Annotated in this window: 21 protein-coding genes, 1 tRNA gene and 1 riboswitch; of the genes, 9 read left to right on the top strand and 13 right to left on the bottom strand. The window is 70.7% G+C overall.

What is annotated here, in order from left to right:
- The first annotated feature begins 541 nt into the window (after window positions 1-541).
- Window positions 542-4,825, top strand: a complete 4,284-nt coding sequence (locus tag DQ384_RS06405; protein ID WP_181871064.1) for a carbohydrate binding domain-containing protein — start codon at window positions 542-544, stop codon at window positions 4,823-4,825.
- An 80-nt stretch (window positions 4,826-4,905) separates the two neighbouring features.
- Here DQ384_RS06405 and DQ384_RS06410 read toward each other — a convergent pair whose 3' ends face one another.
- Window positions 4,906-5,094, bottom strand: a complete 189-nt coding sequence (locus DQ384_RS06410) for a hypothetical protein (protein ID WP_147268673.1) — start codon at window positions 5,092-5,094, stop codon at window positions 4,906-4,908.
- 148 nt (window positions 5,095-5,242) lie between these two features.
- Between DQ384_RS06410 and DQ384_RS06415 the strand changes: the two genes are divergently transcribed.
- A complete protein-coding gene (locus tag DQ384_RS06415; RefSeq protein WP_114027761.1) occupies window positions 5,243-6,271 on the top strand; it encodes a LacI family DNA-binding transcriptional regulator in 1,029 nt (342 codons plus the stop codon).
- 228 nt (window positions 6,272-6,499) lie between these two features.
- Window positions 6,500-7,762 carry an exonuclease domain-containing protein gene (locus DQ384_RS06420; RefSeq protein WP_147268674.1) on the top strand — a complete coding sequence of 421 codons (1,263 nt, stop codon included), beginning with the start codon at window positions 6,500-6,502 and terminating at the stop codon, window positions 7,760-7,762.
- A gap of 94 nt (window positions 7,763-7,856) precedes the next feature.
- Here DQ384_RS06420 and DQ384_RS06425 read toward each other — a convergent pair.
- The 4 genes from DQ384_RS06425 to DQ384_RS06440 all read right to left on the bottom strand — a co-directional run bounded on the left by DQ384_RS06425 (window position 7,857) and on the right by DQ384_RS06440 (window position 10,483).
- Window positions 7,857-7,933 (bottom strand) — tRNA-Lys (locus tag DQ384_RS06425).
- Window positions 7,934-7,981: 48 nt separating this feature from the next.
- Window positions 7,982-8,581, bottom strand: a complete 600-nt coding sequence (locus tag DQ384_RS06430) for a hypothetical protein (RefSeq protein WP_245966274.1) — start codon at window positions 8,579-8,581, stop codon at window positions 7,982-7,984.
- A gap of 337 nt (window positions 8,582-8,918) precedes the next feature.
- Window positions 8,919-9,058: riboswitch (cyclic di-AMP (ydaO/yuaA leader) on the bottom strand.
- Between the two features lie 720 nt (window positions 9,059-9,778).
- Window positions 9,779-10,177, bottom strand: a complete 399-nt coding sequence (locus DQ384_RS06435) for an OsmC family protein (RefSeq protein ID WP_114027763.1) — start codon at window positions 10,175-10,177, stop codon at window positions 9,779-9,781.
- A gap of 30 nt (window positions 10,178-10,207) precedes the next feature.
- A complete protein-coding gene (locus DQ384_RS06440) occupies window positions 10,208-10,483 on the bottom strand; it encodes a hypothetical protein (RefSeq protein WP_114027764.1) in 276 nt (91 codons plus the stop codon).
- Between the two features lie 204 nt (window positions 10,484-10,687).
- Here DQ384_RS06440 and DQ384_RS06445 point away from each other — a divergent pair, with 204 nt between their 5' ends.
- Window positions 10,688-11,065, top strand: coding sequence for a phage holin family protein (locus tag DQ384_RS06445; RefSeq protein ID WP_114027765.1), 378 nt, complete (start codon window positions 10,688-10,690; stop codon window positions 11,063-11,065).
- Window positions 11,066-11,103: 38 nt separating this feature from the next.
- Here DQ384_RS06445 and DQ384_RS06450 read toward each other — a convergent pair whose 3' ends face one another.
- Entirely contained in the window at window positions 11,104-12,114 is a 1,011-nt protein-coding gene (locus tag DQ384_RS06450) for a LacI family DNA-binding transcriptional regulator (protein ID WP_114027766.1), read from the bottom strand.
- A 178-nt stretch (window positions 12,115-12,292) separates the two neighbouring features.
- Between DQ384_RS06450 and DQ384_RS06455 the strand changes: the two genes are divergently transcribed.
- Together DQ384_RS06455 and DQ384_RS06460 are read left to right on the top strand one after the other, a co-directional pair.
- The gene (locus DQ384_RS06455; protein ID WP_114027767.1) at window positions 12,293-13,192 is read left to right on the top strand and encodes an amidohydrolase family protein; all 900 of its coding nucleotides are present in this window, start codon (window positions 12,293-12,295) and stop codon (window positions 13,190-13,192) included.
- Window positions 13,189-13,698 (top strand): cysteine dioxygenase, encoded by a 510-nt coding sequence (locus DQ384_RS06460; RefSeq protein WP_114027768.1) that lies wholly within the window; start codon window positions 13,189-13,191, stop codon window positions 13,696-13,698. Before DQ384_RS06455 ends, DQ384_RS06460 begins: the two co-directional genes overlap by 4 nt.
- Window positions 13,699-13,725: 27 nt before the next feature.
- Here DQ384_RS06460 and DQ384_RS06465 read toward each other — a convergent pair whose 3' ends face one another.
- On the bottom strand, window positions 13,726-14,796 hold the full coding sequence (locus DQ384_RS06465; protein WP_245966275.1) for a glycerophosphodiester phosphodiesterase family protein: 1,071 nt from the start codon (window positions 14,794-14,796) through the stop codon (window positions 13,726-13,728).
- A gap of 63 nt (window positions 14,797-14,859) precedes the next feature.
- Complete coding sequence (locus DQ384_RS06470; RefSeq protein ID WP_245966276.1) at window positions 14,860-16,188, bottom strand: CynX/NimT family MFS transporter; 1,329 nt, start codon at window positions 16,186-16,188, stop codon at window positions 14,860-14,862.
- Window positions 16,189-16,412: 224 nt separating this feature from the next.
- On the opposite strand from DQ384_RS06470, the gene DQ384_RS06475 reads away from it, so the two are divergent.
- A complete protein-coding gene (locus DQ384_RS06475; protein ID WP_425451419.1) occupies window positions 16,413-17,447 on the top strand; it encodes a LacI family DNA-binding transcriptional regulator in 1,035 nt (344 codons plus the stop codon).
- 81 nt (window positions 17,448-17,528) lie between these two features.
- Here the strand turns inward: DQ384_RS06475 and DQ384_RS06480 are convergent, their stop codons facing one another.
- Together DQ384_RS06480 and DQ384_RS06485 are read right to left on the bottom strand one after the other, a co-directional pair.
- Window positions 17,529-17,894 (bottom strand): hypothetical protein, encoded by a 366-nt coding sequence (locus tag DQ384_RS06480; protein WP_114027769.1) that lies wholly within the window; start codon window positions 17,892-17,894, stop codon window positions 17,529-17,531.
- A 73-nt stretch (window positions 17,895-17,967) separates the two neighbouring features.
- On the bottom strand, window positions 17,968-19,236 hold the full coding sequence (locus tag DQ384_RS06485; RefSeq protein ID WP_114027770.1) for an MFS transporter: 1,269 nt from the start codon (window positions 19,234-19,236) through the stop codon (window positions 17,968-17,970).
- A 115-nt stretch (window positions 19,237-19,351) separates the two neighbouring features.
- On the opposite strand from DQ384_RS06485, the gene DQ384_RS06490 reads away from it, so the two are divergent.
- Complete coding sequence (locus DQ384_RS06490; RefSeq protein ID WP_245966277.1) at window positions 19,352-20,398, top strand: ArsR/SmtB family transcription factor; 1,047 nt, start codon at window positions 19,352-19,354, stop codon at window positions 20,396-20,398.
- Here the strand turns inward: DQ384_RS06490 and DQ384_RS06495 are convergent.
- The 3 genes from DQ384_RS06495 to DQ384_RS06505 all read right to left on the bottom strand — a co-directional run bounded on the left by DQ384_RS06495 (window position 20,361) and on the right by DQ384_RS06505 (window position 23,488).
- Complete coding sequence (locus DQ384_RS06495; protein WP_245966278.1) at window positions 20,361-21,245, bottom strand: carbohydrate ABC transporter permease; 885 nt, start codon at window positions 21,243-21,245, stop codon at window positions 20,361-20,363. The genes DQ384_RS06490 and DQ384_RS06495 overlap by 38 nt on opposite strands.
- Entirely contained in the window at window positions 21,242-22,129 is an 888-nt protein-coding gene (locus tag DQ384_RS06500) for a carbohydrate ABC transporter permease (protein WP_114027772.1), read from the bottom strand. The genes DQ384_RS06495 and DQ384_RS06500 overlap by 4 nt, the downstream gene beginning before the upstream one ends.
- A 66-nt stretch (window positions 22,130-22,195) precedes the next feature.
- Window positions 22,196-23,488 carry an ABC transporter substrate-binding protein gene (locus DQ384_RS06505; RefSeq protein WP_114027773.1) on the bottom strand — a complete coding sequence of 431 codons (1,293 nt, stop codon included), beginning with the start codon at window positions 23,486-23,488 and terminating at the stop codon, window positions 22,196-22,198.
- 329 nt (window positions 23,489-23,817) lie between these two features.
- Between DQ384_RS06505 and DQ384_RS06510 the strand changes: the two genes are divergently transcribed.
- Complete coding sequence (locus DQ384_RS06510) at window positions 23,818-24,438, top strand: pentapeptide repeat-containing protein (RefSeq protein WP_114027774.1); 621 nt, start codon at window positions 23,818-23,820, stop codon at window positions 24,436-24,438.
- Window positions 24,439-25,204: the final 766 nt, after the last annotated feature.

Here is a 25,204-nt window from a genome sequence, read left to right on the forward strand (position 1 = left end):
ACAGAACCGAAGATCAGTAGCCGCACCATCACCCCACGCAACCGAGCCTCTACGCAAATCGGACATAAGGGTCAGAGATCGTCCCCCCGTGCCCCGATTCGCTGCCGGTCATCCAGAAAGTTTCTGCAAGCTATTGCAGAGCGGTCGCCCACGTGAGTAACTTCCGGGCAACACCTAGGAAATCTGAACACGGAGGCCCCTATGGTGTGCGCACTCCGTCCTGCGAGAGGTCCCCCCGCCGGTACCGCCCGCCAGATCACCGGGCTCCGGCTTCCTCAGGCCGCCGTCGGGACGACAGCCGTCCAGGCCATCCCACGACATCACGGCTTCGCGCGGGTCCGCGCGACCACCCCGAAGCCGGCACGCGCCGCCCGCGCCCCGGCGCGGGTCCGCGGACACGGCGGGCCGGGTGTTCCCCCACCCGGCCCGGCACACGGGATCCCCCCTCACGCTCTGGAGAACCCCGCTCATGAGAGTCTACAAATCAATCGTCGCGGTCGCGTTGGGCGGCTTGGCGAGCACCGTGATCACGGTGTCGGCCATGTCCGGCACGCCTGCGAGCGCCGCCCCTCCCACCCCCGGCGTCATCGCCAACCTCTGGAACTGGAACTGGAAGTCCGTCGCCACCGAGTGCACCACCGTCCTCGGCCCCGCCGGGTACGCCGCGGTGCAGGTGGCGCCCCCGCAGGACTCGATGACCCAGGGCGGCTCGGTCTGGTGGGACGTCTACCAGCCGGCCCGCTACGAGCTGACCAGCAAGTTCGGCAACGAAGCCGCGTTCAGGAGCATGGTGGACGCCTGCCACGCGGCCGGCGTCAAGGTGCAGGTCGACGCGGTCATCAACCACATGACCGGCATGGGCAGCACCAGCTACGGCGGGTATGCCTTCGGCAAGTACAACTACCCGGGGCTCTACACCGCCTCCGACTTCCACACCCCCACCTGCGCGATCGGCAACTACGGCGACGCGTCGAACGTGCAGAACTGCGAGCTGGTGGGGTTGTCCGACCTGAACACCGGCTCCGACGCCGTCCGCACCAAGATCGCGGGTTATCTCGACAAGCTCACCGGCCTGGGCGTGGACGGCTTCCGCATCGACGCGGCCAAGCACATCAGCCCTGCCGACCTGGCCGCGATCAAGGCCAAGCTGACCGGCCCGGCGTACTTCCACCAGGAGGTCATCGCGGGTGGCTCGGGCGAGGCCGTGCAGCCCAGCCAGTACACCGGCATCGGCGACGTCGACGAGTTCGTTTACGGGCGCCGGCTGCGCGAGCACTTCCTCAGCGGGCAGATCAAGAACCTGAACGGCTTCGGCGAGAGCTCGGGGCTGTCCGTGCCGAGCGACAAGGCCGTGGTCTTCGTCGCCAACCACGACACCGAGCGGGGCGGCAGCACGCTCAGCTACAAGGACGGCGGCACCTACCGGCTGGCCAACGTGTTCATGCTGGCCTGGCCGTTCGGCACGCCGAGCGTGTACTCCGGCTTCACCTTCGGCAACCCCGAGGCGGGACCGCCGTCCTCGGGCGGCGGCCTCGTCACCGACACCGACTGCTCGAACGGCCAGTGGAACTGCTTGGACCGCGAGATGTCCGGCATGGTGGGCTTCCACAACGCCGTGCGCGGCACCGCGGTCGCCAACTGGACCGACGACGGCAACAACCTCATCGCGTTCAGCCGCGGCGCCAAGGGCTGGGTCGCGATCAACAACGGCACCACCGCCGTCAGCCGCTCCTTCACCACCGGGCTGCCGGCCGGGACGTACCAGAACCTGGCGGGAAGCGGCTCGGTGTCCGTGAACGCGAGCGGGGTCGCCACGGTGAGCGTCGCCGCGAAGAGCGCGGTCGCCATCCGTGCCGGAGCCTCGTCCACGCCGTCCCCCTCCCCCACGACGCCACCGCCGACGGGCACCGCCACGGTGTACTACAAGACGACCTGGACGACCGCCAACATCCACTACGGCATAAACGGCACCTGGACGACCGTCCCCGGCGTCCCCATGGACGCCCCCTGCGCCGGCTGGAAGAAGAAGACCGTCGACCTCGGCGGCGCGGCCACCTTCCAGGTCACCTTCAACAACGGGTCGGGCACCTGGGACAACAACAACGGGCGCGACTACACCCTCGGGACCGGCGTCTCGACCGTCCAGAACGGCGTCGTGACCGGCAACGCCGCCGACCCGTGCGGCACCGGGTCCCCCTCCCCGTCGCCGTCCGTCTCCCCGACCCCGACCGCGGGCAACACGGCCACCGTGTTCTACTACAAGAAGACCAGGGGCTGGGCCTCCGCCAACATCCACTACCAGCCCACCGGCGGTTCGTGGACGACGGTCCCCGGCGTCCCGATGAACGAGACGACCTGCGCCGACTGGGCCAAGAAGACGATCGCCCTCGGGTCCGCCGGCGGGCTGAAGGCCGCCTTCAACAACGGGTCGGGCACCTGGGACAACAACAACGGCGCCGACTACGCCATCGGGCTCGGCACCACCACGGTCAAGGACGGGGTCGTGCGCGCCAACGCGCCGGAGCCGTGCGTGCCCGAGCCGCCGGACACCACGCCGCCGACCGTGCCCACCGGTCTCACGACCACCGCGAGCGGTACCACCGTCCGCGTCGCCTGGAACGCCTCGACCGACAACGTCGGCGTCACCGGGTACGAGATCAGCAGGGTCACGGGCACCGGCGCACCGCTCGTCCGGGCCGCGGGCGCGACCACGTACAACGACTCCGGCCTGGACGCGCAGACGACCTACGCGTACCAGGTGCGGGCACTGGACGCGGCCGGCAACCGGTCCGCGTACACCACCGCGGTCTCGGTCAGGACGGGCGACGCGCCGCCCCCGCCGACCCAGGGGACCCCGCTGGGCGGCGACCCGCGCGACGACACCATCTACTTCGTCATGACCGCGCGGTTCTACGACGGGGACACCTCGAACAACCGTGGTGGAAGCCAGAACATCCGCTCCGGCAACGCGGCGAACAACGACCCGATGTTCCGCGGCGACTTCAAGGGCCTCATCGACAAGCTCGACTACATCAAGGGGCTCGGGTTCTCGGCGATCTGGATCACGCCGGTCATCCTCAACCGGTCCGACTACGACTTCCACGGCTACCACGGCTGGGACTTCTACCGGGTGGACACCCGCCTGGAGACCCCCGGCGCCGGCTACCAGGACCTCATCAACAAGGCGCACGCCAAGGGCATCAAGATCTTCCAGGACGTGGTCTACAACCACAGCTCGCGCTGGGGCGCCAAGGGCCTGTACGTCCCGCCCGTGTACGGCGTGCGCGACGAGCAGTGGAAGTGGCTGTACAGCAGGAAGGACCCGTCCGCCGCGTACGACCCGATGGTGGAGCACCAGGGGAACGACCCGGACATGACGCCCGCCCAGAACGAGATGGCCAAGGGCCGGCCGTACAACGGCGACCTGTGGTCGACCGAGGAGCCGACGGGCAACACCTGCCGGAGCTGGGGCACGCCCACGCAGTACTTCAGCCCCGAGGGCTACCGCATCTACAACTGCCAGTGGCCGAGCCCGACCTCGGGCATGTTCCCCTCGGCCCTGTACCACCAGTGCTGGATCGGCAACTGGGAAGGCGAGGACTCGCGCAGCTGCTGGCTGCACGAGGACCTGGCCGACTTCAACACCGAGAACGCGCAGGTCCAGAAGTACCTGATCGACGCCTACAACCGGTACATCGACATGGGCGTGGACGGGTTCCGCGTCGACACCGCCGTGCACGTCCCGAGGGTCACGTGGAACCGGCGGTTCCTGCCCGCGATCTACGACCACATCACGCAGAAGTTCGGCGCGGGCAAGGCCAAGGACTTCTACATCTTCGGCGAGGTCGCGGCGTTCGTGAACGACAAGTGGAACCGCGGCTCGGTCAACCACTCGGCGCAGTTCTACACCTGGAAGGAGCGCAAGGACTACAGCGCCGACGACGTGGCGGCGGCGCTGGAGCAGTACGACTATGAAGAGCAGCTCGGTCCGGGCAACCAGCCGACCAGCACCAACGCGTTCCTGAACGGCAACGCCTACCACGCGCCCGACCACGCGAAGTTCTCCGGCATGAACATCATCGACATGCGCATGCACATGAACTTCTCGGACGCGCAGAACGCCTTCAACAACGGCAAGGACTCCGACGACAGCACCAACGACGCCACCTACAACGCCGTCTACGTCGACTCGCACGACTACGGCCCCAACAAGTCGGGCTTCCGGTACACCGGCGGCACCGACGCCTGGGCCGAGAACATGAGCCTGATGTGGACGTTCCGCGGCATCCCCACGCTGTACTACGGGTCGGAGATCGAGTTCCAGAAGGGCAAGCCGGTCGACTGCGGGCCGACGTGCCCGCTGGCCACCACCGGACGCGCGTACTACGGCGACAAGATCGAGGGCAGCGTCACGGCGAGCGACTTCGGGGTCGTCTCCAGCGCCTCCGGCCCCGTCGCCACCACGCTGAGCCAGCCGCTGGTCAAGCACGTGCAGCGGCTCAACCAGATCCGCCGGGCGATCCCGGCGCTGCGCAAGGGGCAGTACGCCACGCAGGGAGTCACCGGGCAGATGGCGTACAAGCGCCGCTTCACCGAAGGCTCGGTGGACAGCTTCGTCCTGGTGACCATCTCGGGGAACGCCACGTTCACCGGCATCCCGAACGGCAGGTACGTGGACGCCGTCACCGGTGACAGCAGGACGGTCACCGACGGCACGTTGTCGATCAGCCTGACCGGCAAGGGCAACATGCGCGCCTACGTGCTGGACCTGCCCGGCAACCCGGCCCCGGGCAGGATCGGCGCCGACGGGCCGTACCTGAAATAGCCGTACCCGAAGTAGACGGCCGGGCCGGAGTCGGGGTGGGAAGCGACCGCTTCCCACCCCGACTCACATGCCCGGCCCGGTCAGCGCGAGCGGCTGACCGTGCCCCGTAGGCGGGCGCCCGAGGCGACCACGATGTCGATGCCGGCGTCCGCGACCGGTGCGCCCGTTCCGGCCCGCAGAGCCTGCAAGCGGTTCCACGTCACGCCTCGGCCTCCGGCGTCGGCCCGCGCCGCACCGGACGCCTCGTCCCAGGCGCTCCACGCCGGCACGGAACCCTCCTCATGCCTCGTCATCCCTCGTCATCGTCGCGATTTCCTGGAAGGACGGGGTGCTCCCCTTCGCTACTCTGGAGGCCAGGCTTGCCCGTCGTCACGGCGCGGCGGCCCACAGGCGGGCAAGAAAGGTGAATGAGCCGTCATGACAATGCGCCTCGCCGACATCGCCGCCCATGCCGGCGTGAGTGAGGCGACCGTGAGCCGGGTGCTCAACAACAAGCCGGGGGTGGCGCCGGCCACGCGGCAGGCGGTGCTCACGGCCCTCGACGTGCTGGGCTACGAACGCCCCGACCGGCTGCGCCAGCAGCGCACCGGCCTGATCGGCCTGATCCTCCCCGAGCTGAACAACCCCGTCTTCCCGGCGTTCGCGCAGGTCATCGAGAGCGCGCTCGTCCTTTCCGGCTACACCGCGGTGCTCTGCACCCAGTCCCCCGGCGGCATCGCCGAGGACGACTACACCGAGCTGCTCCTGGAGCGCGGGGTCTCAGGCATCATCTTCGTCAGCGGCCTGCACGCCGACTCGCAGTCCGACCGCTCCCGCTACGCGCGGCTGATCGAGCTCGGCCTGCCGATGGTCCTCGTCAACGGCTTCCGCGCCGACATCGAGGCGCACTACATCTCCAACGACGACGACGCCGCGCTCGACATGGCCGTCCGGCACCTGGCCTCGCTCGGACACCGGCGCATCGGCCTGGCCATCGGCCAGCAGCGCTTCGTCCCCACGATCCGCAAGACGAACGGCTTCCGCCGCGCCATGGCCGAGTGCGGAGACGGCTCCGACCCCGCCGAGCTCGTCGTCAACACCCTCTACACCTTGGAGGGCGGGCAGTCAGCCGCGCAGCAGCTCCTCGACCGCGGCTGCACCGCTATCTGCTGCGGCAGCGACATCATGGCGATCGGTGCCATCCGCGGCGCCCGCCAGCGCGGCCTGCGCGTGCCCGAGGACGTCTCGGTCGTCGGCTTCGACGACTCCCCGATGACCGCCTACCTCGACCCCCCGCTCACCACCATCCGCCAGCCCGTCCGCGAGATGGGCCTGGCCGCGGTGGCGAGCCTCCTGGACGAGATCAGCGGCATCCCCGCCCCCCGCACCGAACTCCTCTACCGCCCCGAACTGGTAGTCCGCCGTTCCACCGCCCCCGCCCCCACCCGCCTCCCCACCACCGCCTGACACCAGACGCGAGACCGCACGGGCGTAGCCCTGCCGGCGGGTGGATGCCGACGGGCTACGAGGAAGGTGCGGCGGTGCCGTCCGCACGGCCACCCGCGTGACCTGACCGGCGGTGACGCGGGGCCATCCGCATCTCGACGCCATCCGTTATGCCGGTTCCGTTGCAAGTCGGTCACGCTGCGTGCGTTCGGCTCGGCCGCTCGCGGCAGGGGTGAGATCGTCGGGGCGGTGGAGCTATGGAGGGGCGTGCGGATGGACGGTGCGGCCGGGTACGCGGTGATCGACGTGGAGACGACAGGGCTGCGGCCTTCGTGGCATGACCGGGTGGTGGAGGTAGGGATCGTCCATCTCGACGTCGCGGGACGGGTCACGGGCGAGTGGAGCACGCTGGTGAACCCGGAACGCGACCTCGGGCCACAGCGCGTCCACGGCATCGACGCCGCCGACGTCCGTCACGCTCCGACGTTCAAGGACATCGCCGGGGCCCTGGTCCGCTTACTCCGGGGCCGCGTGCCCGTCGCCCACAACTTACGGTTCGACCTCGGCTTCCTCACGCACGAGTTCGCCCGCCTCGGCGTGGAGGTGCCACTGCGCCACGACCTCGGCGTGTGCACGATGGAACAGGCCGCCCGGTTCCTGCCGCAGGCCCCGCGCAACCTCGCCGGCTGCTGCGCCATGGCGGACATCCCACTCGACGGGCACCACGACGCCCTCGTCGACGCCCGCGCCGCGGCGTCCCTGCTGCGCCACTACCTCGCCCTGAGCCACCCGGACGTCCCCTGGAGCGCGGAACTCGACGCCGGGACCCGGGCGTCCTGGCCGCGGCTTTCCGGCGAGGACGCCCAGGGGGTCCGGCGCGGCGTCTCGGCCCAACGTGACGGCCACTTCCTCGCCCGCATCCTCGACCGCCTCCCCCGCGCCCCGCGGCCCGTCCACGCGGACGCCTACCTGGCCTTGCTCGACCAGGCGCTGCTGGACCATCACATCTCCGCGACCGAGGCCGACGCCCTCGTGGACGTGGCCGGCCGCCTGGGGCTGGCGCGCGCGGACGTGGAGAAGCTGCACCGTGACTACCTGGCCGCCGTGGCTCAGGCGGCGCGGGCCGACGGGGTCGTCACCGACGCCGAGCGCCGCGAGATCGAGCTCGTGTCCATGCTTCTCGGCCTTCCGCCCGCGGCCGCCGCCGAGGCCCTGGCCGCCGCCGACCGGCACCGGCCGGACCGGATCCCGCGCTACCGGCTCGAACCGGGCGACCTCATCGCCTTCACCGGCGAGATGGACGGAGGACGCGAAGCCTGGGAGCGCCTGGCGAGCGCGGCGTCGTACGTCCCCCACCCGAACGTCACCAAGAAGGTCCGCCTCCTGGTCGCCGCCGACCCCAACACGCTTTCGGGGAAGGCGCGCAAGGCTCGCGGCTACGGCATTCCCATCGTGACCCCGGAGGCCTTCGCGCGCATGGTCGGGGTGAGCCCGCGTCCGGCGGGGCCTTGACCGCGGCGGAGCGTCCCTCATATGACTCAGGTGATCAAATGACTGTGGGCACTCTCTTCGTCGAAGAGAATGCCCAGGTCATCGGCGTTAGCCGTGGTGCGCCGCCAGGGACTCGAACCCCGGACCCGCTGATTAAGAGTCAGCTGCTCTAACCAACTGAGCTAGCGGCGCGTTGGCTAGGGCGACTTTAGCAGTACCCGCGCGGGCGCGCACATCGAGTCAGTTGCCGGCCAGGACGACCGGGGTGCGCGGCGGGGTGGCCGGGTTGCGGTCGAAGACGGCCCAGGCGCCGCTGGAGAAGGGGACGGGGTGGTTCTTCTTGCCCTTGCCCGAGCCCCACTTGGTGACCACGTAGTCGACCTTGATGTGACCGGCGTCGAAGCCCTGCACCGTGAGGGTGGAGTCGTTGAAGCTGCCTCCGGTCAGTTCCGCGAAGGTCTTGCCGTCGATGTCCAGCATCACGCCGCTGTTGGAGGGGATTCCGGGGCCGCGGTCGCCGATGAAGAAGGGCGCCTTCTTGCCCTTGTACAGCACGTATCCCTCGGTGCCGAGCGGCCAGCTCGGGCTCGCGAACAGGCCCTTCTGCATCGGCTTGCCGATCGCGGGCAGGCCCGTGTCGCCCATGCGGCCGGAGGCGTCGTCCCAGAAGTACGAGGCTTTGGTGGATCCGGTGAGGAGGACGGGCGCGGACTGGGCGGCCGGTTCGGCCACGACGCCGTCGGAGGGGACGGGGATGGGGACGCTCTCCGCGTTGGCCGCGACGGTGGTCGTGCCGAAGGCCGTGAGGGCGGCGAGGCAGGCGCCGACGATACAGGACATCGGTCGCCAGGTGGGGGGTACAGCGAAAGAAGTCATGGGGAGATCGGATCTTTCATCAGAAGACAAGGACCGCACTTCAGGGCCGATGACGGCACCGGTACGGGAGTGGAAAGCGCTGTCTGATCGCTGGATCGGCGAGACCACGTCAATCGCCGGGACCCGCGCGTTTCCGTACTTGTGCAGAAAGTTGTGGCGTCTGCCACCACGTCACAGAGGGCGAACTACGCGCCCGGTGAGACGGCTGCTCCGAGCCGACTTGTCCGCCGCTTCTGACGGCGAGATCCGGGACTTAGGGTAGCCCGGGGGATGGGCTCCGCGGAGTGGGGTGCTCCACTCGGTCTCCTCTCCAATCACGTCTACCGGGTTAGCTGACGGGTTCGGGCTTGGAGTCGATCCCTACCGCTCGCGCGGATTCACCCCGAAGGACATGGGTCCCCGGTTCCCCTCGGCCGTTGCGGGCCTCGGAGATTCAACGTCTGGGCGGCGGCCTTCGGGCTGAAGACCAGGTCACCGCCCGTCTTGGGTTAAGACCTTACCCACCAAGTCAGGACAAAGCCAACAATAGCCCCCGAAAGCACCAGAAGATCTACCTTTCCCACCCAAACCTCATGTTTCAGACACCCATGACAGCGCCGCTCGACCGAAGGGCCTGGTCAGCCGGGGCACGCCGCGCGTGTGACGCATGAGGCGCCGCGAAACTCAGGAGGCACATGAGGCGCGCGAAAGCGCGGAAAGCGGCGTCCGAGCGGCCGAGCGGGGTCTGCGGCGGACGTCGCGAGGATGGTGAAGCCGAGGCTTCAGGTAAAGGACCTCGGTAAAGACAAGCCAGGGGTGAGGGCGCGCCGGGGGCGGAGCTCCGGCTGAAGGTGACGTCGCGAGGGGGCCACGAGGCGACGAGGCGCGGGGGACATAGGTCGGGGCCGGGCAGTCCCCCGCCTGCCCGGCCCCGATCTCACACGGTCCAGCGCCGATGCCTTCCCCCAAACGCATCGGGCGGTCCCGCTGAACGGACGCGGTCCCCCACCGCGTCCTTCTGAGAAAAGCTCTTGTCCGCACCCTCTCGGGTGCCAGGTCGCATCCCTCTTGACCTGCCTTAACACTACATACCGGGGCCTGAGCTGCTCGTCATCGCAGGGTATAGATTCGGTCTAAGTCCCGGGGTTGACCGGGTACGGACGGACCCGCAGGCGCAGGCGGCTATTCGGGCAGTTCGACCTTGACCTCGACGCCCTGCTGCAGGGTGCGGCTCACCGTGCAGTGGCGCTCGTGGACCCGCTGGGCGACGGAGCGGAAGACCTCGTCCGCCTCGGGGTCCCCTTCGGGAAGTTCGACGTCGTAGGTGACCGTCACGGTGCCGAGCATGTTCGACTCCACCTTCGCGGCCTCGACGCTCATCGCCAGCCGGACGAGCCGGTGCCCGCGCTGGGCCGTGAGCGGCTCGACCGTCACGATGTTGCAGCCGCCCACCGCGGCGAGCAGCAGTTCGACCGGGGTGAAGGCCCCGTTGTCGTCGCCGCCTCCGATGGCGACCCTGGCCCCGCGGCCGTTGGTCGCCACGAAGCCGTCCTCTGTACGCTCCACATTCACCGTTGCCATGGATGGAGCCTAGAGCCGTCGCCAGCGGGGTCAGGCGTCCGGGTGCTTGGAGAGGTAGGCGATGTAGACGGGCTTCAGCGCCTCGCCGAGCTCTCCCTCACCCGAGGCCATGGCGTCGCTCAGCAGCGCGGACACGCGGCTGAGGTCGTTGGCCGACTCGGCGGAGTGGCCGCTGGCGGCCTCGGCCGCGGGGATGACCTTCAGCAGGTCCCATAGGAAGCCGAAGTCACCGTGCGCGACCGCGTAGCGCACCGCCCTGTCGTGAAGCTCCTTGGGCGGCAGCGACTCCAACTCGTCCCGGTCCATTGAGTATCACCCCCTTTCACCCCTTTCCCCGCGATCAGGGGGATATGCAGATCGCCATGAGGAGAAACGATCACCCGCCGATGTTCTCCCCGCGTCACAGGACGGTCAAGGGGCCGGCGCCGGGCACGGAAAGCGCGACGGAGCTGGGGCGCCCGGTCCTCCGGCCCTACCGCTCCCCCGGTGCACCATGGGAGCATCACCTATGTGAAGATCATCCTCAAGATCCTTGTGGTCGCGGGCGCGCTCTGGGCCGCCACCCGCCTGATCGACGGGATCACCGTCGCCCAGACCACCACCACCAAGACGGTGGGCACGCTGATCGCGGTCGCCCTCATATTCGGCCTCGTCAACGCCGTGCTGAAGCCGATCATCAAGACCATCGGCTGCGCGTTCTACATCCTCACGCTGGGCCTGTTCGCCCTGGTGGTGAACGCCCTGCTCCTGCTGCTCACGAGCTGGATCGCCGACAAGCTCGACCTGCCGTTCCACGTGGACGGCTTCTGGGCCGCCTTCCTCGGCGCGATCGTGGTCGGCGTGGTGAGCTGGATCCTCGACATGCTGCTCGGCCTGAACGACGACTGAACGACGGCGCACGCCGGACAAGGACGACGAAGGCCCCCTCAGCGGCGGCTGAGCACCGAGCCGCGTTCGCACAGCTCGGGGGCCTGGATGATCCGGCGCCTGCGCACCTGCCCGTCCGCCGCCGCGGCCACCAGCCGGACGGCGGCGCGGACGATGCCGTCGATGTCCCAGTTCACGGTGGTGAGCCCAGGGGTGAGCAGACCGGACATCGGGTGGTCGTCGTACCCCATGATCGAGACGTCCTCCGGCACGCGCAGACCGGCCTCCGCGGCGGCCGCGTAGACGCCGTAGGCGATGAAGTCGGAGAAGCAGAAGGCCGCGGCCGGGCGGGAGGCCCCGGAGAGCAGCGCGCGGGCCGTGTCGGTGATGGCCGGCAGCCCGTGCGGGGCGTTGACGACCTCGATGTCCAGGCCGAGGCGGTCGGCCTCGGCGGTCACGTGGAGGTCGGCCGGCCGGTCGGGCGTGCTGGGCCTGGTCGGGGTGAGGACGGCGATGCGGTGGTGGCCGCGGTCGCGCAGGTACTCCAGGGCCAGCGTGACGCCCCTGCGGTTGTCGAAGACCACCTCGCCGGCCGTCCTGGCGTCGGCGAGCGCGTCGCCGATCGCGACGACCGGGACCGTCTCGGCGAGTTCCCCCCACATCTGCGCGGCCGGGTCGACCGGCTGGACGATCATGCCGTCGACGCGCTGGTCGCGGAGCTGGCGGGCGAGGGTGCGCTCGCGGGCGGGATCGCCGGCGGCGTCGAGGATCAGCGCGTAGCGGTCCTTCTCGCGCAGGGCCCTGCCGATGCCGACGGCGAGCGACTGCTGCCACAGGTCTTCAAGCGAGCCGCACAGCAGGCCGATCATGCCGGTACGCCCGCTGGCGAGGGCACGGGCGATCGGGTCGGCCTCGTAGCCGAGCTCGGCGGCGGCCTGGCGCACCCGCTCGATCGTCTCCTCGGAGACCTGCATGCCGCGCAGCGCGTACGAGACGGCGGCGGGTGACAGGCCGGTAGCCTGTGCCACCTCTCGGATCGTCGCGCGTTTGCGCGGCTGGGATCGCGACATCACTTCAGCTTATGTGGAAACCCCGGCGCGCGAGGGCATCCGAGCCCCCGGAGGTGTTGACGCGGCGTTGGTGAAGCGGTTCACTGAAACGTATCAGTGAACCGTTTCACGGACCCGCAGAGGCAATGCCGACAATATCGATAGGGATTGTCGGATATAGTGCACGTGAGGAGGTGACATGGGCATCGACGTGCACCAGCACATCTGGACCGCGGGCTTCGTGGACGCGCTGCGCCGGCGCGCGAGGCCGCCGTTCCTGGACGGCTGGACGCTGTACCTCGACGGCGAGGCGCCATACGAGGTGAACCCCCGCGACCACGACCTGGACCACCGGCTCGCCTTCAACCGTGAGCACGGCCTGGAGCTCGCGCTCGTGTCGCTGTCCAGCCCGCTCGGCATCGAGCACCTGCCGCCGGACGACGCCTGGCCCCTCATCGACGCCTATCACGAGGGCGCGCTGGAGCTGCCCTCGTCGTTCCGCGCGTGGGCCTCCGCGTGCGTCACCGAGATCGACCCGGCCCTGACCGCCAAGGCCCTGGACTCCGGCTTCGCGGGGCTACAGCTGCCGGCGACCGCCCTGCGCGACGCCGCCGGGTTCGCCCGCGTGGCGCCGCTGCTGGACCTGCTGGAAGAGCGCGACCTGCCGCTGTTCGTCCATCCGGGCCCCGCCGCGGCCGCCGACGCCCCCGGCTGGTGGCCCGCGGTCGTCCCGTACGTCCAGCAGATGCACGCCGCGTGGTACGCCTTCCGGGCGTTCGGCCGGCCGAGGCACCCCCGCCTGCGCGTCTGCTTCGCCCTGCTGGCCGGCCTCGCCCCCCTGCACGTGGAGCGCTTCATCGCCCGCGGCGGCTCGTCCCGGGGCACCGTCGACCCGGACGCGTTCCTGGAGACCTCGTCCTACGGCCACCAGGCCATCGACGCGATCACCCGCGTGGTCGGCATCGAGGTCGTCGTGCTCGGCTCGGACGCCCCCTACGCCTCCCCTCCGCGAACCCTGCTCGGCGAGGCCGCCGACCACACGATTGCGGTCACCAACCCCGCGCGCCTGCTCGACACGAAAGGAGCCGTGCCCAGATGAGCTGGGAATCCCTGCCAGAGCGATTCCTCGACAAGCGCGAACTTCGCGCCCTCGTCGAAGACCTCGCGGACCGTCCGGACCTGTGGTCGCACCACATCGCGTTCGGCGAGACCGGGGAGGCGCGTCACTACGCCTCCCTCCACCGCGACTCCTTCGTGGACATCTGGGTCATCTGTTGGCGCCCCGAGGACGACACGGGCTGGCACGACCACGACGTGTCGTCCGGCGCGGTGCGGGTGATCGCCGGCACGCTGCTGGAGTCCAACCCGCGCATCGGCGGCGAGCACGTCGAGACGCTGGTCTCTGAGGGCGAGTCGCTGGCGTTCGGGCCCGAGCACATCCACCGCATCAACGGGCACGCCGAGCACAGCGTGTCGATCCACGCCTACTCTCCCCCGCTGTGGCGGCTCGGGCAGTACTCGATCAGCGAGGACGGCGTGATGCGCCGCGCCTCGGTCAGCTACGCCGACGAGCTGCGCCAGGTGGAGGCCGAGGCGCTCGTCTGAGCCCTCGGGGACTGGCGCTGGACGCGGTCACGTGAGCGCGTCGCGGGCCCGGCTCGCGGCGCCGGGGTCGTCGGTGAACACGCCGTCGACCCCCAGGCCGTACAGGCGCGTGAGCCAGCCGCCGACGTCGCCGTGCGCGGCCGCGTACCCCGGCGCCTTGGGGTCGCCGGCGCGGAAGCCCGCGGGCAGGTAGCCGTTCTCCGGCCGGACGGTCCAGACGTGGACGTCCAGGCCCGCGCGGTGCGCGTCGGTGACCAGGGACGTCGGCGCGCCGCGCCCGTCGTCCTCTGGGACGACCAGGCGCACGTGCACGCCGATGCCGTCGGCGTAGCCGGCGATCTGGCGCAGGCCCTCGGGGGTGGCCAGGTCGCGGTAGGTGCGCCGGTCCCCCGCGACGACCAGGTCGCGGGGAGCGCCGGTGGCCTCCATGAGCTGGATCAGCCGCAGACGCGTCCTGGCGCGCAGCGCCCGCAGGTTGGCGGTCTCGAACGACTGGACGAACACCGGGTCGGTCCGCTCGGTCCAGCCGTACTTCGCCAGGGTGACGAGCATCGGCTGCTCCAGCGGGAGGCCGATGGACGCGAAGTACCCCGGGTGTTTGGTCTCGGGGTAGACGCCGACCCCGGCGCGCCGCGCGAGCGCGACGATCTCGTCGAACGTCGCGATCGTGGACGTGCCGTCGTACGCGGCGCTGCCGGGACGCAGCGCGGGCAGGCGCTCGACGGCGCGCAGCGTGCGCAGCTCGTCCAGCGTGAAGTCCTCGGTGAACCACCCCGTGAGGCTTCGCCCGTCGATCGTCTTGGTCGTTCTGCGCGCGGCGAACTCCGGGTGCGCGGCGACGTCGGTCGTCTGGGAGATCTCGTTCTCGTGCCGGGCGACCAGTACGTGGTCCTTGGTGGACACCAGGTCGGGCTCGATGTAGTCGGCGCCGTCCCGGATCGCGGTCTCGTAGGAGGCCATGGTGTGCTCGGGCCGGTAGGCGCACGCGCCGCGGTGCCCGATGACGAGGGGATGGGGGGCGGGCCCGGCACCGCCGGGCGCCGCGACGCCGGGCGCGAGGGAGACCATGCCGGCCACGATCCACGCAAGAGTGATCACGCTGCGATGTTAAGCCAGGTCAAGCCCTCGCTCTCGTCAACGACACGTAAAGAGCGGCCGCCGTCACCGTCCGGGCGCGGCCGTCTGAGGACGCCCGGCGAGGACGCCCGCCACGAGCTGCGCCCCGCAGACGGCGAGGCCCGTGACCAGCGGCAGCGTCCAGCCGCCTGAGGACTGGTGGAGCAGCCCGATCAGGAACGGGCCGAGGGCGGCCAGCAGGTACCCCGACGACTGCGCGACCGCCGACAGCGCCGTCACCGAGGCCGGGTCGGGGGCCCGCATCGCGATGATCAGCAGCGCGAGCGCGATCGAGGCGCCCTGGCCGAGGCCGAGCACGATCATCCACAGCCATGGGAGCGTGGCGGGGGCGAGCAGCACGCCGAGGTAGCCGGCGACGGTCGCCAGCGCCGCCACGACGGTGTGCGGCACCTGCGAGCGCGCCCGTCCCGCCCGCACGGGGACGGTGAGCGTGGCCGCGACCTGGGCGAGGTTGGTCAGCGCCAGCAGGTAGCCGGCCTGGTCGGCGGGGAGCCCGGCGTCGCGGAAGATCGTGGGCAGCCAGGCGAGCATGACGTAGAAGGTCAGCGACTGAAGGCCCATGAAGCTCATGACGTACCAGGTCACTCGCCTGCGCAGCAGGCCGGCGTACGGCCTGTGCGCGCCGCCCGCCCGGGACGCGGCGCGCCGCCTGAGCGCCTGCGGCGCCCACAGCAGGGCCGCCGCCAGCGCGAACACGGCCATGGACCCGGCCGCCACGCGCCAGCCGTACCGCTGCTCGATCGGCACCATGACCGCCGAGGCGGACGCCGCGCCGGTCACCATGCCCGAGACGTAGATGCCGGTGAACAGCCCGACCCGGTCGGGGAAGTGCTGTTTCACCACGCCGGGCATGACGACGTTCATGATGGCGATGGCGGTCCCGGCGACCGCCGAGCCGGCGTAGAGGGTGGCGACCCCGCCGAGCGGGCGCACCGCCACCCCGGCGGCCAGGACGAGCAGGCCGATGAGCAGCGTGCGGTCCAGGCCGGTCCGGGTCGCCAGCGCGGGGGCCACGGGGGCCAGCAGACCAAGGCAGACGACCATCGCCGTGGTGATCCCCCCGCCCGCCGCCGCGGTCAGCCCCAGGTCGGCCATGATCTCTGCGAGCAGGGGGGACACCCCGGCCAGCGCGGGCCGCATGTTGAGCGAGGCGAGGACGAACCCCGCGACCAGCAGCACCCACGCGCCGCCGGCCCGCGCGCGGGCGGGAGTGGCGGCGGGGCCGGGCAAGGAGGCAGGCTCGGCGGCGGGGCCGGGCGGCGGGGCGGCGTCCTGTTCGTGGCCTTGGTCGGGGTCGGTACGGGGTCCTGGGCCCGGCTCCGGGTCGGGGCCGGCGACGTGGGGGATCGTCATGGCGGCCTGAGCCTATACCGGAGATCAGACTGGATATCGGGCGATATCCCCCTGAATGGTGACCAACCGGGTTTCGGGGAAGGCCCCCACGTTCGCCCGGCTCCCCCGAACCGCGACCCGGTCCGCGCGAGGCTGAGCCGCTTCTCGGCCGTCGACGCCTGAGCCCGCGCGGGCGCGGCTGACAACGTTGTCAGGTCTCACCGGTATGCGCGATGATTCACACCGTGGCAGAGACCGGACGCGGGCGTCCCACCATGAACGACGTCGCCGCGGCGGCCGGCGTCGCACTCAAGACCGTCTCGCGTGTGGTGAACGAGGAGCGGGGCGTGAACGAGGCCACGGCCGAGCGCGTCCGGCAGGCCATCGCGCTCCTCGGCTACCGCCGCAACGACGGCGCCCGCGTCCTGCGCCGGGGCCGCACGGCGAGCATCGGGCTCGTCATCGAGGACGTCGCCGACCCGTTCTACTCGCTGCTGAGCCGGGCCGTCGAGGACGTCGCGCTCGGCAACGGCTCCCTGGTCTTCACCGGGTCCTCCGGCGAGGACTCCCTGCGCGAGCGCGAGCTGGTCCTCGCCTTCTGCGCGCGCCGCGTGGACGGGCTGATCATCGTGCCCGCCGGCGACGACCACGGGTACCTCGTCCCCGAGCTGGCCGCCGGCATCCGCGCCGTCTTCGCCGACCGTCCCGCCGGGCCGGGGCTGGACGTGGACACCGTGCTGTGCGACAACACGGGCGGGGCCAGGGCCGGCACCGCCCACCTCGCCGCCCACGGCCACCGGCGCATCGCCTTCCTCGGCGACAACCCGGCGATCTTCACCGCCGAGGAGCGGCTGCGCGGCTACCGCGAGGCGCTCGCGTCGGCTGGGCTCGCCTACGACGCGGCGCTGGTCGCCATGGGCACCCCCCAGCAGGAGCGCCTGCACGCCGACCTCGCCCGCCTGCTCGCGCTCCCCGACCCGCCGACGGCCCTGTTCACCGGCAACGGCCGCACCACCGTCACCGCGCTGCGCGCCCTCGAGGCCCTGGACGCCCGTCCGACGGCGGCCGGGGGCATCGCGATCGTCGGCTTCGACGACTTCGAGCTCGCCGACATGCTGAGCCCGGCCGTCACCGTCGTCGCCCAGGACCCGGCGAACCTCGGGCGCACCGCCGCCGAGCTGCTCTTCCGCCGCCTGTCCGGCGAGACGGGCCCCGCCGAACGCCTCCGCCTGCCGACCCGCCTCATCGCCCGCGGCTCCGGCGAGCTGCCGCCGCCCTGACAGGCGCCTGCCGGCGCGCCGGCGTCCCGTCCCACCCCGCTCGGTGAGCCGTTCCAGTGCCGTCGAGCCTCCGCAGGGGGGTCATTTCCACACGAGGTCCTCGCCGTCCAGCCAGTGGTCGCCGTAGTCGTAGAAGTACTTGGCGGCGGCCCAGTCGCCGGGCGCCCAGCCGCCGCCGACCCGGTAGAGCCGACCGGTGTGGTACGTGCGCCAGTGCGGCAGGCATGCGCTGGCGTAGGTGCCCGCGCCGCGGAAGGACACCTCCCGCGTGCCTCCGGGGCCGGGCGAGGTCGCCTTCTCGTACCTGGTCACCGTCCCCTTGGTCGCCGCGTGACAGCTCGCCGCCCTCGCGCCGGCGGGCGTGGGGTGGACGGTGAACGGGGGTGCCATGGCGACACCGGCGGCGCCGGCGCCGGCGAGGATGGCCAGACGGGTGCGTAGGCGCATGGGAGGATCTTCCTTCTGGGTGGAATGCCTTTCGCTCCGAGGATGGCCCACCCCGCTACGTCACTCAAAGTAGTCAACTGGTTACGCTATGCTCTCCAGGCTCGGACGCGGGGACCCTCGGCCCCGGACGCAGGTGGCGGGCCAGGGCGAGCGCGGCCAGAACACCGCCCGCGCCGGTCAGCGCGATGGCCAGGTGGACGGGCACCAGCTCGGCGAGGACGCCGCCCAGGGCCGCGCCGAGCCCCTGCGTCGTCATCAGGCCCGAGGCGAGCAGCCCGAACGCCTGCCCGCGCACGTCCTCGGGGACCGCCTCGACGAACCTACGCTGGAGGCCGAGGTTGTAGGCGAGGCACGTCCCGGTCAGCACGGCGAGCGCCAGGCACCACCCCAGCCCAGGCGCGGCGGCGAAGCCGAGCATCGGCACGCCGAGCGCCACGGCGAGCGGGAAGGACAGGCGTTCCCGCAGTCCCGGCGCGACGAACCGCCCGACCACGAAGTCCCCGACCGCCATCCCCGCCGCGAACGCCGCGAGCACGAGACCGGCCTCCGAGGGCGCGCCGCGCTCGCTGAGGTACGGCACCACGAGGGCCTCGGCGCCGGAGACGAACAGCACCGGGATCCACGTCGCGAGCAGTAGCCCGCGCACACCCCCGTCGGCGATCAGGCGGCGGTTGACGCGCAGCGTGAGCCCGACCGGGTTCCCGCGGGCGGCGGGGTCCCGTCCGGCCGGGGCGGCCGTCCGGGCCGGACGGTCGGGAAGGCCGAGGCGCAGCACCACCGCGCCCGCCGCCGACAGCACGGCGGTGATCACCAGGGCTCCGGAGGGCCCGGCGAGGGTGAGGACGGCGCCGCCCGCGGCGAGGCCGCCGATCTGGGCGCCGGCCGCCGTCACGGTGAGGACGGAGCGGCCGAGCACGAAGGCGTCGCCGGGAAGCAGCTCGGGAAGCGTCGCGGTGCGGGCGGCGCCGAAGACGGGGCTCAGCGCGCCGGTGGCGACGACGAGCAGCAGCATCGCCCACACCGGCAGCCCGGCGAAGGCCAGCGCCAGGCAGACGGCGGCGCGCACCAGCTCACCGATGATCATGAGCCGCCGGGGACGAACGCGGTCGGCCAGGGAGAGCAGGAAGAGCCCTCCGACGACGTACGGCAGGAAGCCGCTCATGTACGCGAGCGCGGACAGCCCCGCCGAACCGGTGCGCCCGTACACGAGCACCGAGAAGGCGAGCATCTTGACGGTGTCGCCCGCCACCAGCAGCGTGAAGCTGCCGAAGAGCACGCGGAACTCCCGCACGGCGAACACCTCGCCGAACGTGGCCCGCCGCCCGGACTCCTCGACCACCACTTCCCCTCCCCTGCCGTCGCGCGGCCGTCTTCGGTGACGATGCTGGGGGACGGCGGGAACACCTGGCTAAGCTTTCGGAAATAAGCGAAAGGTCCGATCGGCCCGGGGGTTCGGCGTGGGCAGGGTGCTCAACATCGAGGTAAGCCCGCAGAACGTCATGACCAGCAGGTTCGCCATCTCTCCACTGATCGAGACCCTGCACGCGCTCTGGCTGCTGTCCGGGCGGCGCGAGGCGGGCGTGCACCGGCGGTGGGTCGAGGACGGGCGGCGGCCGTACGAGCGACTGGTACGCGAGCGACCGGCGCTCGCGGCCCTGGTGGCACTGTTCCGCAGATGGGACTACAACGCGGACTTCATCGCGCCGCCGCCGTCCGGGGTGAACGTCGCGTTCGACGACGAGATCGCCGTGATCCGCGCGACACCCCCGGAGCAGGCCCACCGGGAGATCGCCAGGAACCTGCGCGGCGCGCCGCCCCCACCACCGGACCTGCGGGCGATCATGGACCGCCCAGACGTCGTGACGCTGTTCGCGGACGCGCTGGAGGCGGTCTGGCGCGAGATCGTCGCGCCCGGCTGGCCCCGGGTCCAGGCGATCCTCGAACGCGACGTCGTCCAGCGCGCCGGGCGCCTGGCGACGTACGGCTGGGCGGCCGCCCTGGAGGACCTCAGCCCGGGGGTCGCCTGGCGCGCGGACGGCGGCGCCGGGCATATCCAGGTACGCAGGGACAATCCAGGCGAGGACGAGCGCTACCGGCTCGACGGCCGGGGGCTGCTCTTCGTCCCGAGCGTCTTCAGCGCCGGGGTCAGCACCTACCTGGAGGACCCGTGGCCGTTCGCCCTGGTGTACCCCGCGCGCGGGATCGCCGTCGAGCCGCAGCCGTCGAAGGGGCTGGCGCGGCTCATCGGCCGGAGCCGCGCCGAGATCCTGCTGCGGACCCCGGCGACCACGACGCAGCTCGCGGCCCTGCTCGGGCTGAGCGTCGGCGGCGCGGGCGGCCACGTGGCCGCGCTGCGCGAGGCCGGGCTGATCACGGGTACCCGGGTGGGCCGCTCGGTGCTGTACCACCGCACCGCGCTCGGGGACGCGCTGGCGGACGGCGGCTGGGCGCCGCCGTCCGGGAGCGTCAGCCCTTCAGCGCGCCCGCCATCAGGCCGCGCATGAAGAAGCGGCCGAGCAGCACGTAGACGAGCATCGTCGGGACCGAGGCGAGGATCGCGGCCGCCATCTGCTGGCTGTACGGGACGGTCTGGGCGCCCGCGATGTTGTTGAGCATGACGGTCGTCGGCCACGAGGTCGGCCCGGTCAGGAACACCGCGAACAGGAAGTCGTTCCACATCGAGGTGAACTGCCAGATGATGACGACCGCGAAGGCCGGCCCGGAGACCGGGATCACGATCGACCAGAAGGTGCGCAGCATGCCCGCGCCGTCGACGCGGGCGGCCTCCATCAGCTCGTCCGGGATCGTCACGTAGTAGTTGCGGAAGATCAGCGTGCAGATGGGGATGCCGTAGACGACGTGCGCGAGGACGAGCCCGGGGATGCCGCCGTAGATGTTCAGGTTCACCATGAGCTGGACGAGCGGGATCATCACCCCCTGGTACGGGATGAACATGCCGAACAGGAACAGCGTGAACACCACATCGGCGCCGGGGAACCGCCACTTGGACAGGACGAACCCGTTCATCGCGCCGAGCGCCGCCGAGATCAGCGACCCGGGGATCGTCAGCAGGAAGCTGTTGGCGATGCCCGGCTTGAGCTTGTCCCAGGCCACCTGCCACGCCTCGGTCGTCCAGACCCTGGGCAGGCTCCACGCCTGACTCGGGTCGGCCTCGGTGAGGGGCTTGAAGCTGGTGACCAGCAGCACGTAGATCGGGATCAGGAAGACCAGGACGAAGCCGATCAGCAGCACGAGCCGCACGTAGACCGGCCAGCGCGGCCTGCGCACGACCGGCGGCGCCGTCTGCTGTGCCTGGGGCGGGGCCGCGACGACCATTGGCCCACTCGTCATGAGCGCTTCTCCCTGCGGGCGTTCCAGATCAGGTACGGGACGACGAAGACGGCGACGCTGAGCACGATGTACGCGGCGATGGTCGCGCCCTTGGCCGGGTCGTGGGCGTCGAAGACGGCGACCCACATGAACACGGCGGGCACGTCCGTGATGATCTGCTTGCCGGACACCGAGACGATCAGGTCGAAGACCTTGAGCGAGATGTGCCCAAGGATGATCAGCGCGGAGAGCGTGACCGGGCGCAGGAAGGGGAAGACGACGTACCGGTAGACCTGCCATTCCTTGCAGCCGTCGACCCGCGCGGCCTCGCGCAGTTCCTCCGGGACGCCCCGGAACCCGGCCAGGAACAGTGCCATGACATATCCGGACATCTGCCAGATGGCGGGGATGGCCATGGCGGCCATGCCCCAGTCCTGGCCCCGGAACCACTCGTTCTCCAGGAACCCCAGCCCGAGGGCGCCGAGCAGCCGGTTCAACCCGACCGCCTGTTCGCCCTGGCCGCTGTTCATGAGCCACCGCCACACCACGCCCGTGGCGACGAACGAGATCGCCATCGGGAAGAGGTAGATCGTGCGGAAGCCGCCCTCCCCCTTGATCCCCTTCTCCATCAGGAAGGCGAGCAGCCAGCCGAGCGCCAGCGCGCCGCCCACGAACACCACCGTGAAGACGACCGCGTGCCTGACCGAGATGCCCCAGCGTTCCTGGTCCCACAGGGAGACGAAGTTCGTGAGCCCGACGAACTTCCCGGCCGAGATCTCGTCGTGCTGATCCGTCATCGCCAGCCGGAAGTTCCAGCCCAGCATGCCGTACACGAAGACCGCGATCGCGATGATCGACGGCGTGACCAGGAGCAGCCCCGGCAGCCATCTTTTGACGCGCGACACAGATAACCCCCAAGGGGCTCGCGCCCGCGGCGCGGAGGCGGCGCGGGCGCGAGCCGGACGATCAGCTCACTGGTTGTTGGTCTGCGCGGCTTCCACCAGCGCCTGCTGCAGCTTGGCCGCGTCCTTGCTCTGCAGGAACAGGCCCACCGCCTCGGTGATGGCCGTCTTCCACGCGTCGTTGGCGACGACGCCGTGCTGGATCGACCCGGCGAGCTTGTCGCTCGCCCACTGCCCGAGGTCCCACTCCAGGTAGTCGGTGTAGAGGGACTTGTCGGCGTCCTTGCGGGCCGGGATGGAGCCCTTCTTGGGGTTGAAGGCGTCCTGGCCCTCCTTGCTCGCCGCCACCTTGAGCCAGGCCATGGCGCCGTCCCGGTTCGGGGCGCCCTTCGGCAGGGTGAAGCTGTCCGACAGCCACATGAACGTGCCGTCGGTGCCCGGGGAGGCCGCCCAGTCGAAGTCCTCCTTCGACTTCTTGCCGAGGCCGCCGTCCGGAGGATTGTGGAAGTAGCCGTAGGCCCAGTCCCCCATGATGTTGAACGCGGCGGCGCCGTCGGCGACCTGCTTGGAGGCGGGCTGCCAGTCGTCCTGCGGCGGGCCGGCGTACGACAGGATCGTCTTGAAGCTCTCCAGCGCCTTGGTCACGGCCGGGCCCGACCAGTCGGCGCCCTTGGCCCACAGGGCGTTGTAGGCGTCGGTGCCGAGCGAGCCGAGCAGCACGCTCTCCATCAGGTGGACGGCCGTCCACTCCGAGCCGATCGACAGCGGGATCTTCCCGGTCTTCTTCACCGCCTCCAGGGCCGTGACGAACTCCTCGATCGTCTTCGGCGGCCCGGCGACGCCGGCCTCCTTGAGCACCTGGGGGTTGAACCACAGGACGTTGGAGCGGTGGATGTTCACCGGCACCGAGTAGACGTTGCCCTCGTAGGTGAGCTGGTCGACGAGCTGCTGCGGGAACACGTCCTTCAGCTTCAGCTCGTCGTACAGGGAGTTCAGCGGCTCCAGCTTGCCGGCCTTGATGTAGCCCTGGAGCTCGGCGCCGGCGTGGCCCTGGAAGGTGTCCGGCGGCTGGTTGGCCTGGAGCTTGCTGGAGAGCAGCGCGCGCGCCTTGTCACCCGAGCCGCCCGCGACGGCGGCGTCGAAGAACGTCAGGCCCGGGTTCTGCTTCTCGAAGATCTCCCGCATGGCCTTGAGCCCGTCGGCCTCGCCGGGGCCCGTCCACCAGGAGAAGACCTCGACCTGTTTCTTGGCCGCCGCCTGCCCGTCGCCGGTGCCCTTCTGGTCGCCGCCACCGCCACAGGCGGAAAGGGAGAGCACGCCTGCCACGGTGACCGCGACGGCCGACATCCACCGTCGTCGCATTATGTCCGGTCCCTTCGGGGGGTAGAGGGGACGCTGTCCAGGCGTTATTCCCCACATGGGACGCCCGGTGACAACGTTGTCAGTTTTACGCAATCAACCCACTTGGCGGGCGAGGACGTCAAGGCCGCGCGCATAACGTTGCCATATAGCCACACACCCCCACAACCTCGCACAGCGCAAACAGCCACATAGCCACACACTCACACACCCGGCGAAGCCGCCCTACGCCGGGCGGCGCGGGAGCGACCGCACGTGGGCGACGCGGGCAGGGGCATGGAAGTATCTGGGCATGACCGCCGACACCTCCACCCCCGGTCCCTGGCGCGAGCGTGGCCGACCGTAAGCGCGGGCGCCCGGCCCCCGAGACGCACACGTCCGTCATCGCCGACGACTGGGACAGCCTTGACCTCACGGGGCACGACCACGCCAACGTGGCCTTCATCGACGTCGACCTCACCGAGGCGACCGGCGAGGGCGCGGTGTTCAGCGAGTGCGTGTTCCGGGGCACGCGGTTCAACGCCGCGCGGATCTCCGACAGCGCCTTCCTCAACTGCCACTTCGTGCGGTGCTCGTTCTTCGACGCGACCTTCACGGGGTGCAAGCTGGTCGGCAGCGTGTTCGACGGCTGCACCTTCGACCTGCTGAAGGTCCGGGGCGGCGACTGGTCGTTCACCGACCTGTCTCGGGCCAACCTGAACGGCGCCACGATCTCCGAGGTGCGCATGCGCGAGGCCGACCTCGCGGGCGTGCGGCTCGTGGACGCCTCGCTGCGCGACGTGGACCTGTCGGGGGCGTCGTTGCCGAGGGCCGACCTGACGCGGTGCGATCTGCGCGGCAGCGACCTGTCGTCCCTGGAGCCGCTGACCGTGGAGCTCAGGGGCGCCGTCGTCGACCTCCGCCAGGCGATGATGATCGCCACCGCCCTGGGCCTGGACGTCCGCCCCGACTGACGCCGCCCCTCGCCGGAGGGCGCGAGCCCGGGGCGGGGCGTGCGGGCCGGCGGCCCGGGCTCGCGGACCGCGTGGCCCTGGGCTCCGGTCTCCACCCCTCCGAGGCGACCTCACCCGTACCGCGGGCCACGCGGCGTCTCACTCGTGCGATCTTTCGCCCCTGCGGGGCGCGCACCGTGACGGGCGCGCGTCTTCACGGGGAACGGGGAGTGGGGTGGACGAGGACGGCGGGCGCGCCATTACGCAGTGTTCCATCAAATAGCGGAGAGCGCTCGGCTCATGCGGGGATTCGACTGCAATCCATCCCATACCACCCAACATGACGATATAGCCGTGTTTTTGTTGATGTCTCAAGCGAAGGCGAAGACGATGGCGAGGACCGCCTCAACGTCCCGGCCCTGACTCCCGAGAGCGGCGCCAGGATGACACGACGCGCCCACCCTTCTTGTGAAGAAATCGCTACAAGTCTCTTCAATTCCCTCCTTCCGGAATTATCGCCTGATTGGCTACTCTGCTCTGATCAAGGGACGTGGAGGCTCACGCCGCCGCCGCCACGGAGGCACCGGCAGAACGTCGCCGCGTGAAAGGAACCCCCGCGGGCAGGGGCGGGGTCCGGTGAGGAGAGATCGGCAGTGTCGCGAGAAACCGGCGCGCTCCGCTCTGCGCCGCCAGGCGTAGCCGAATGCCCGAAATGTACAATCGATCCCAACCCGTCTACACGAAGAGTGATCAACGCAGGCCAAGGCTGCGCGACGCCGTCACGGAA

Origin of the sequence: Sphaerisporangium album (assembly GCF_003323745.1) — a bacterium.
GTDB classification, from domain to species: domain Bacteria; phylum Actinomycetota; class Actinomycetes; order Streptosporangiales; family Streptosporangiaceae; genus Sphaerisporangium; species Sphaerisporangium album.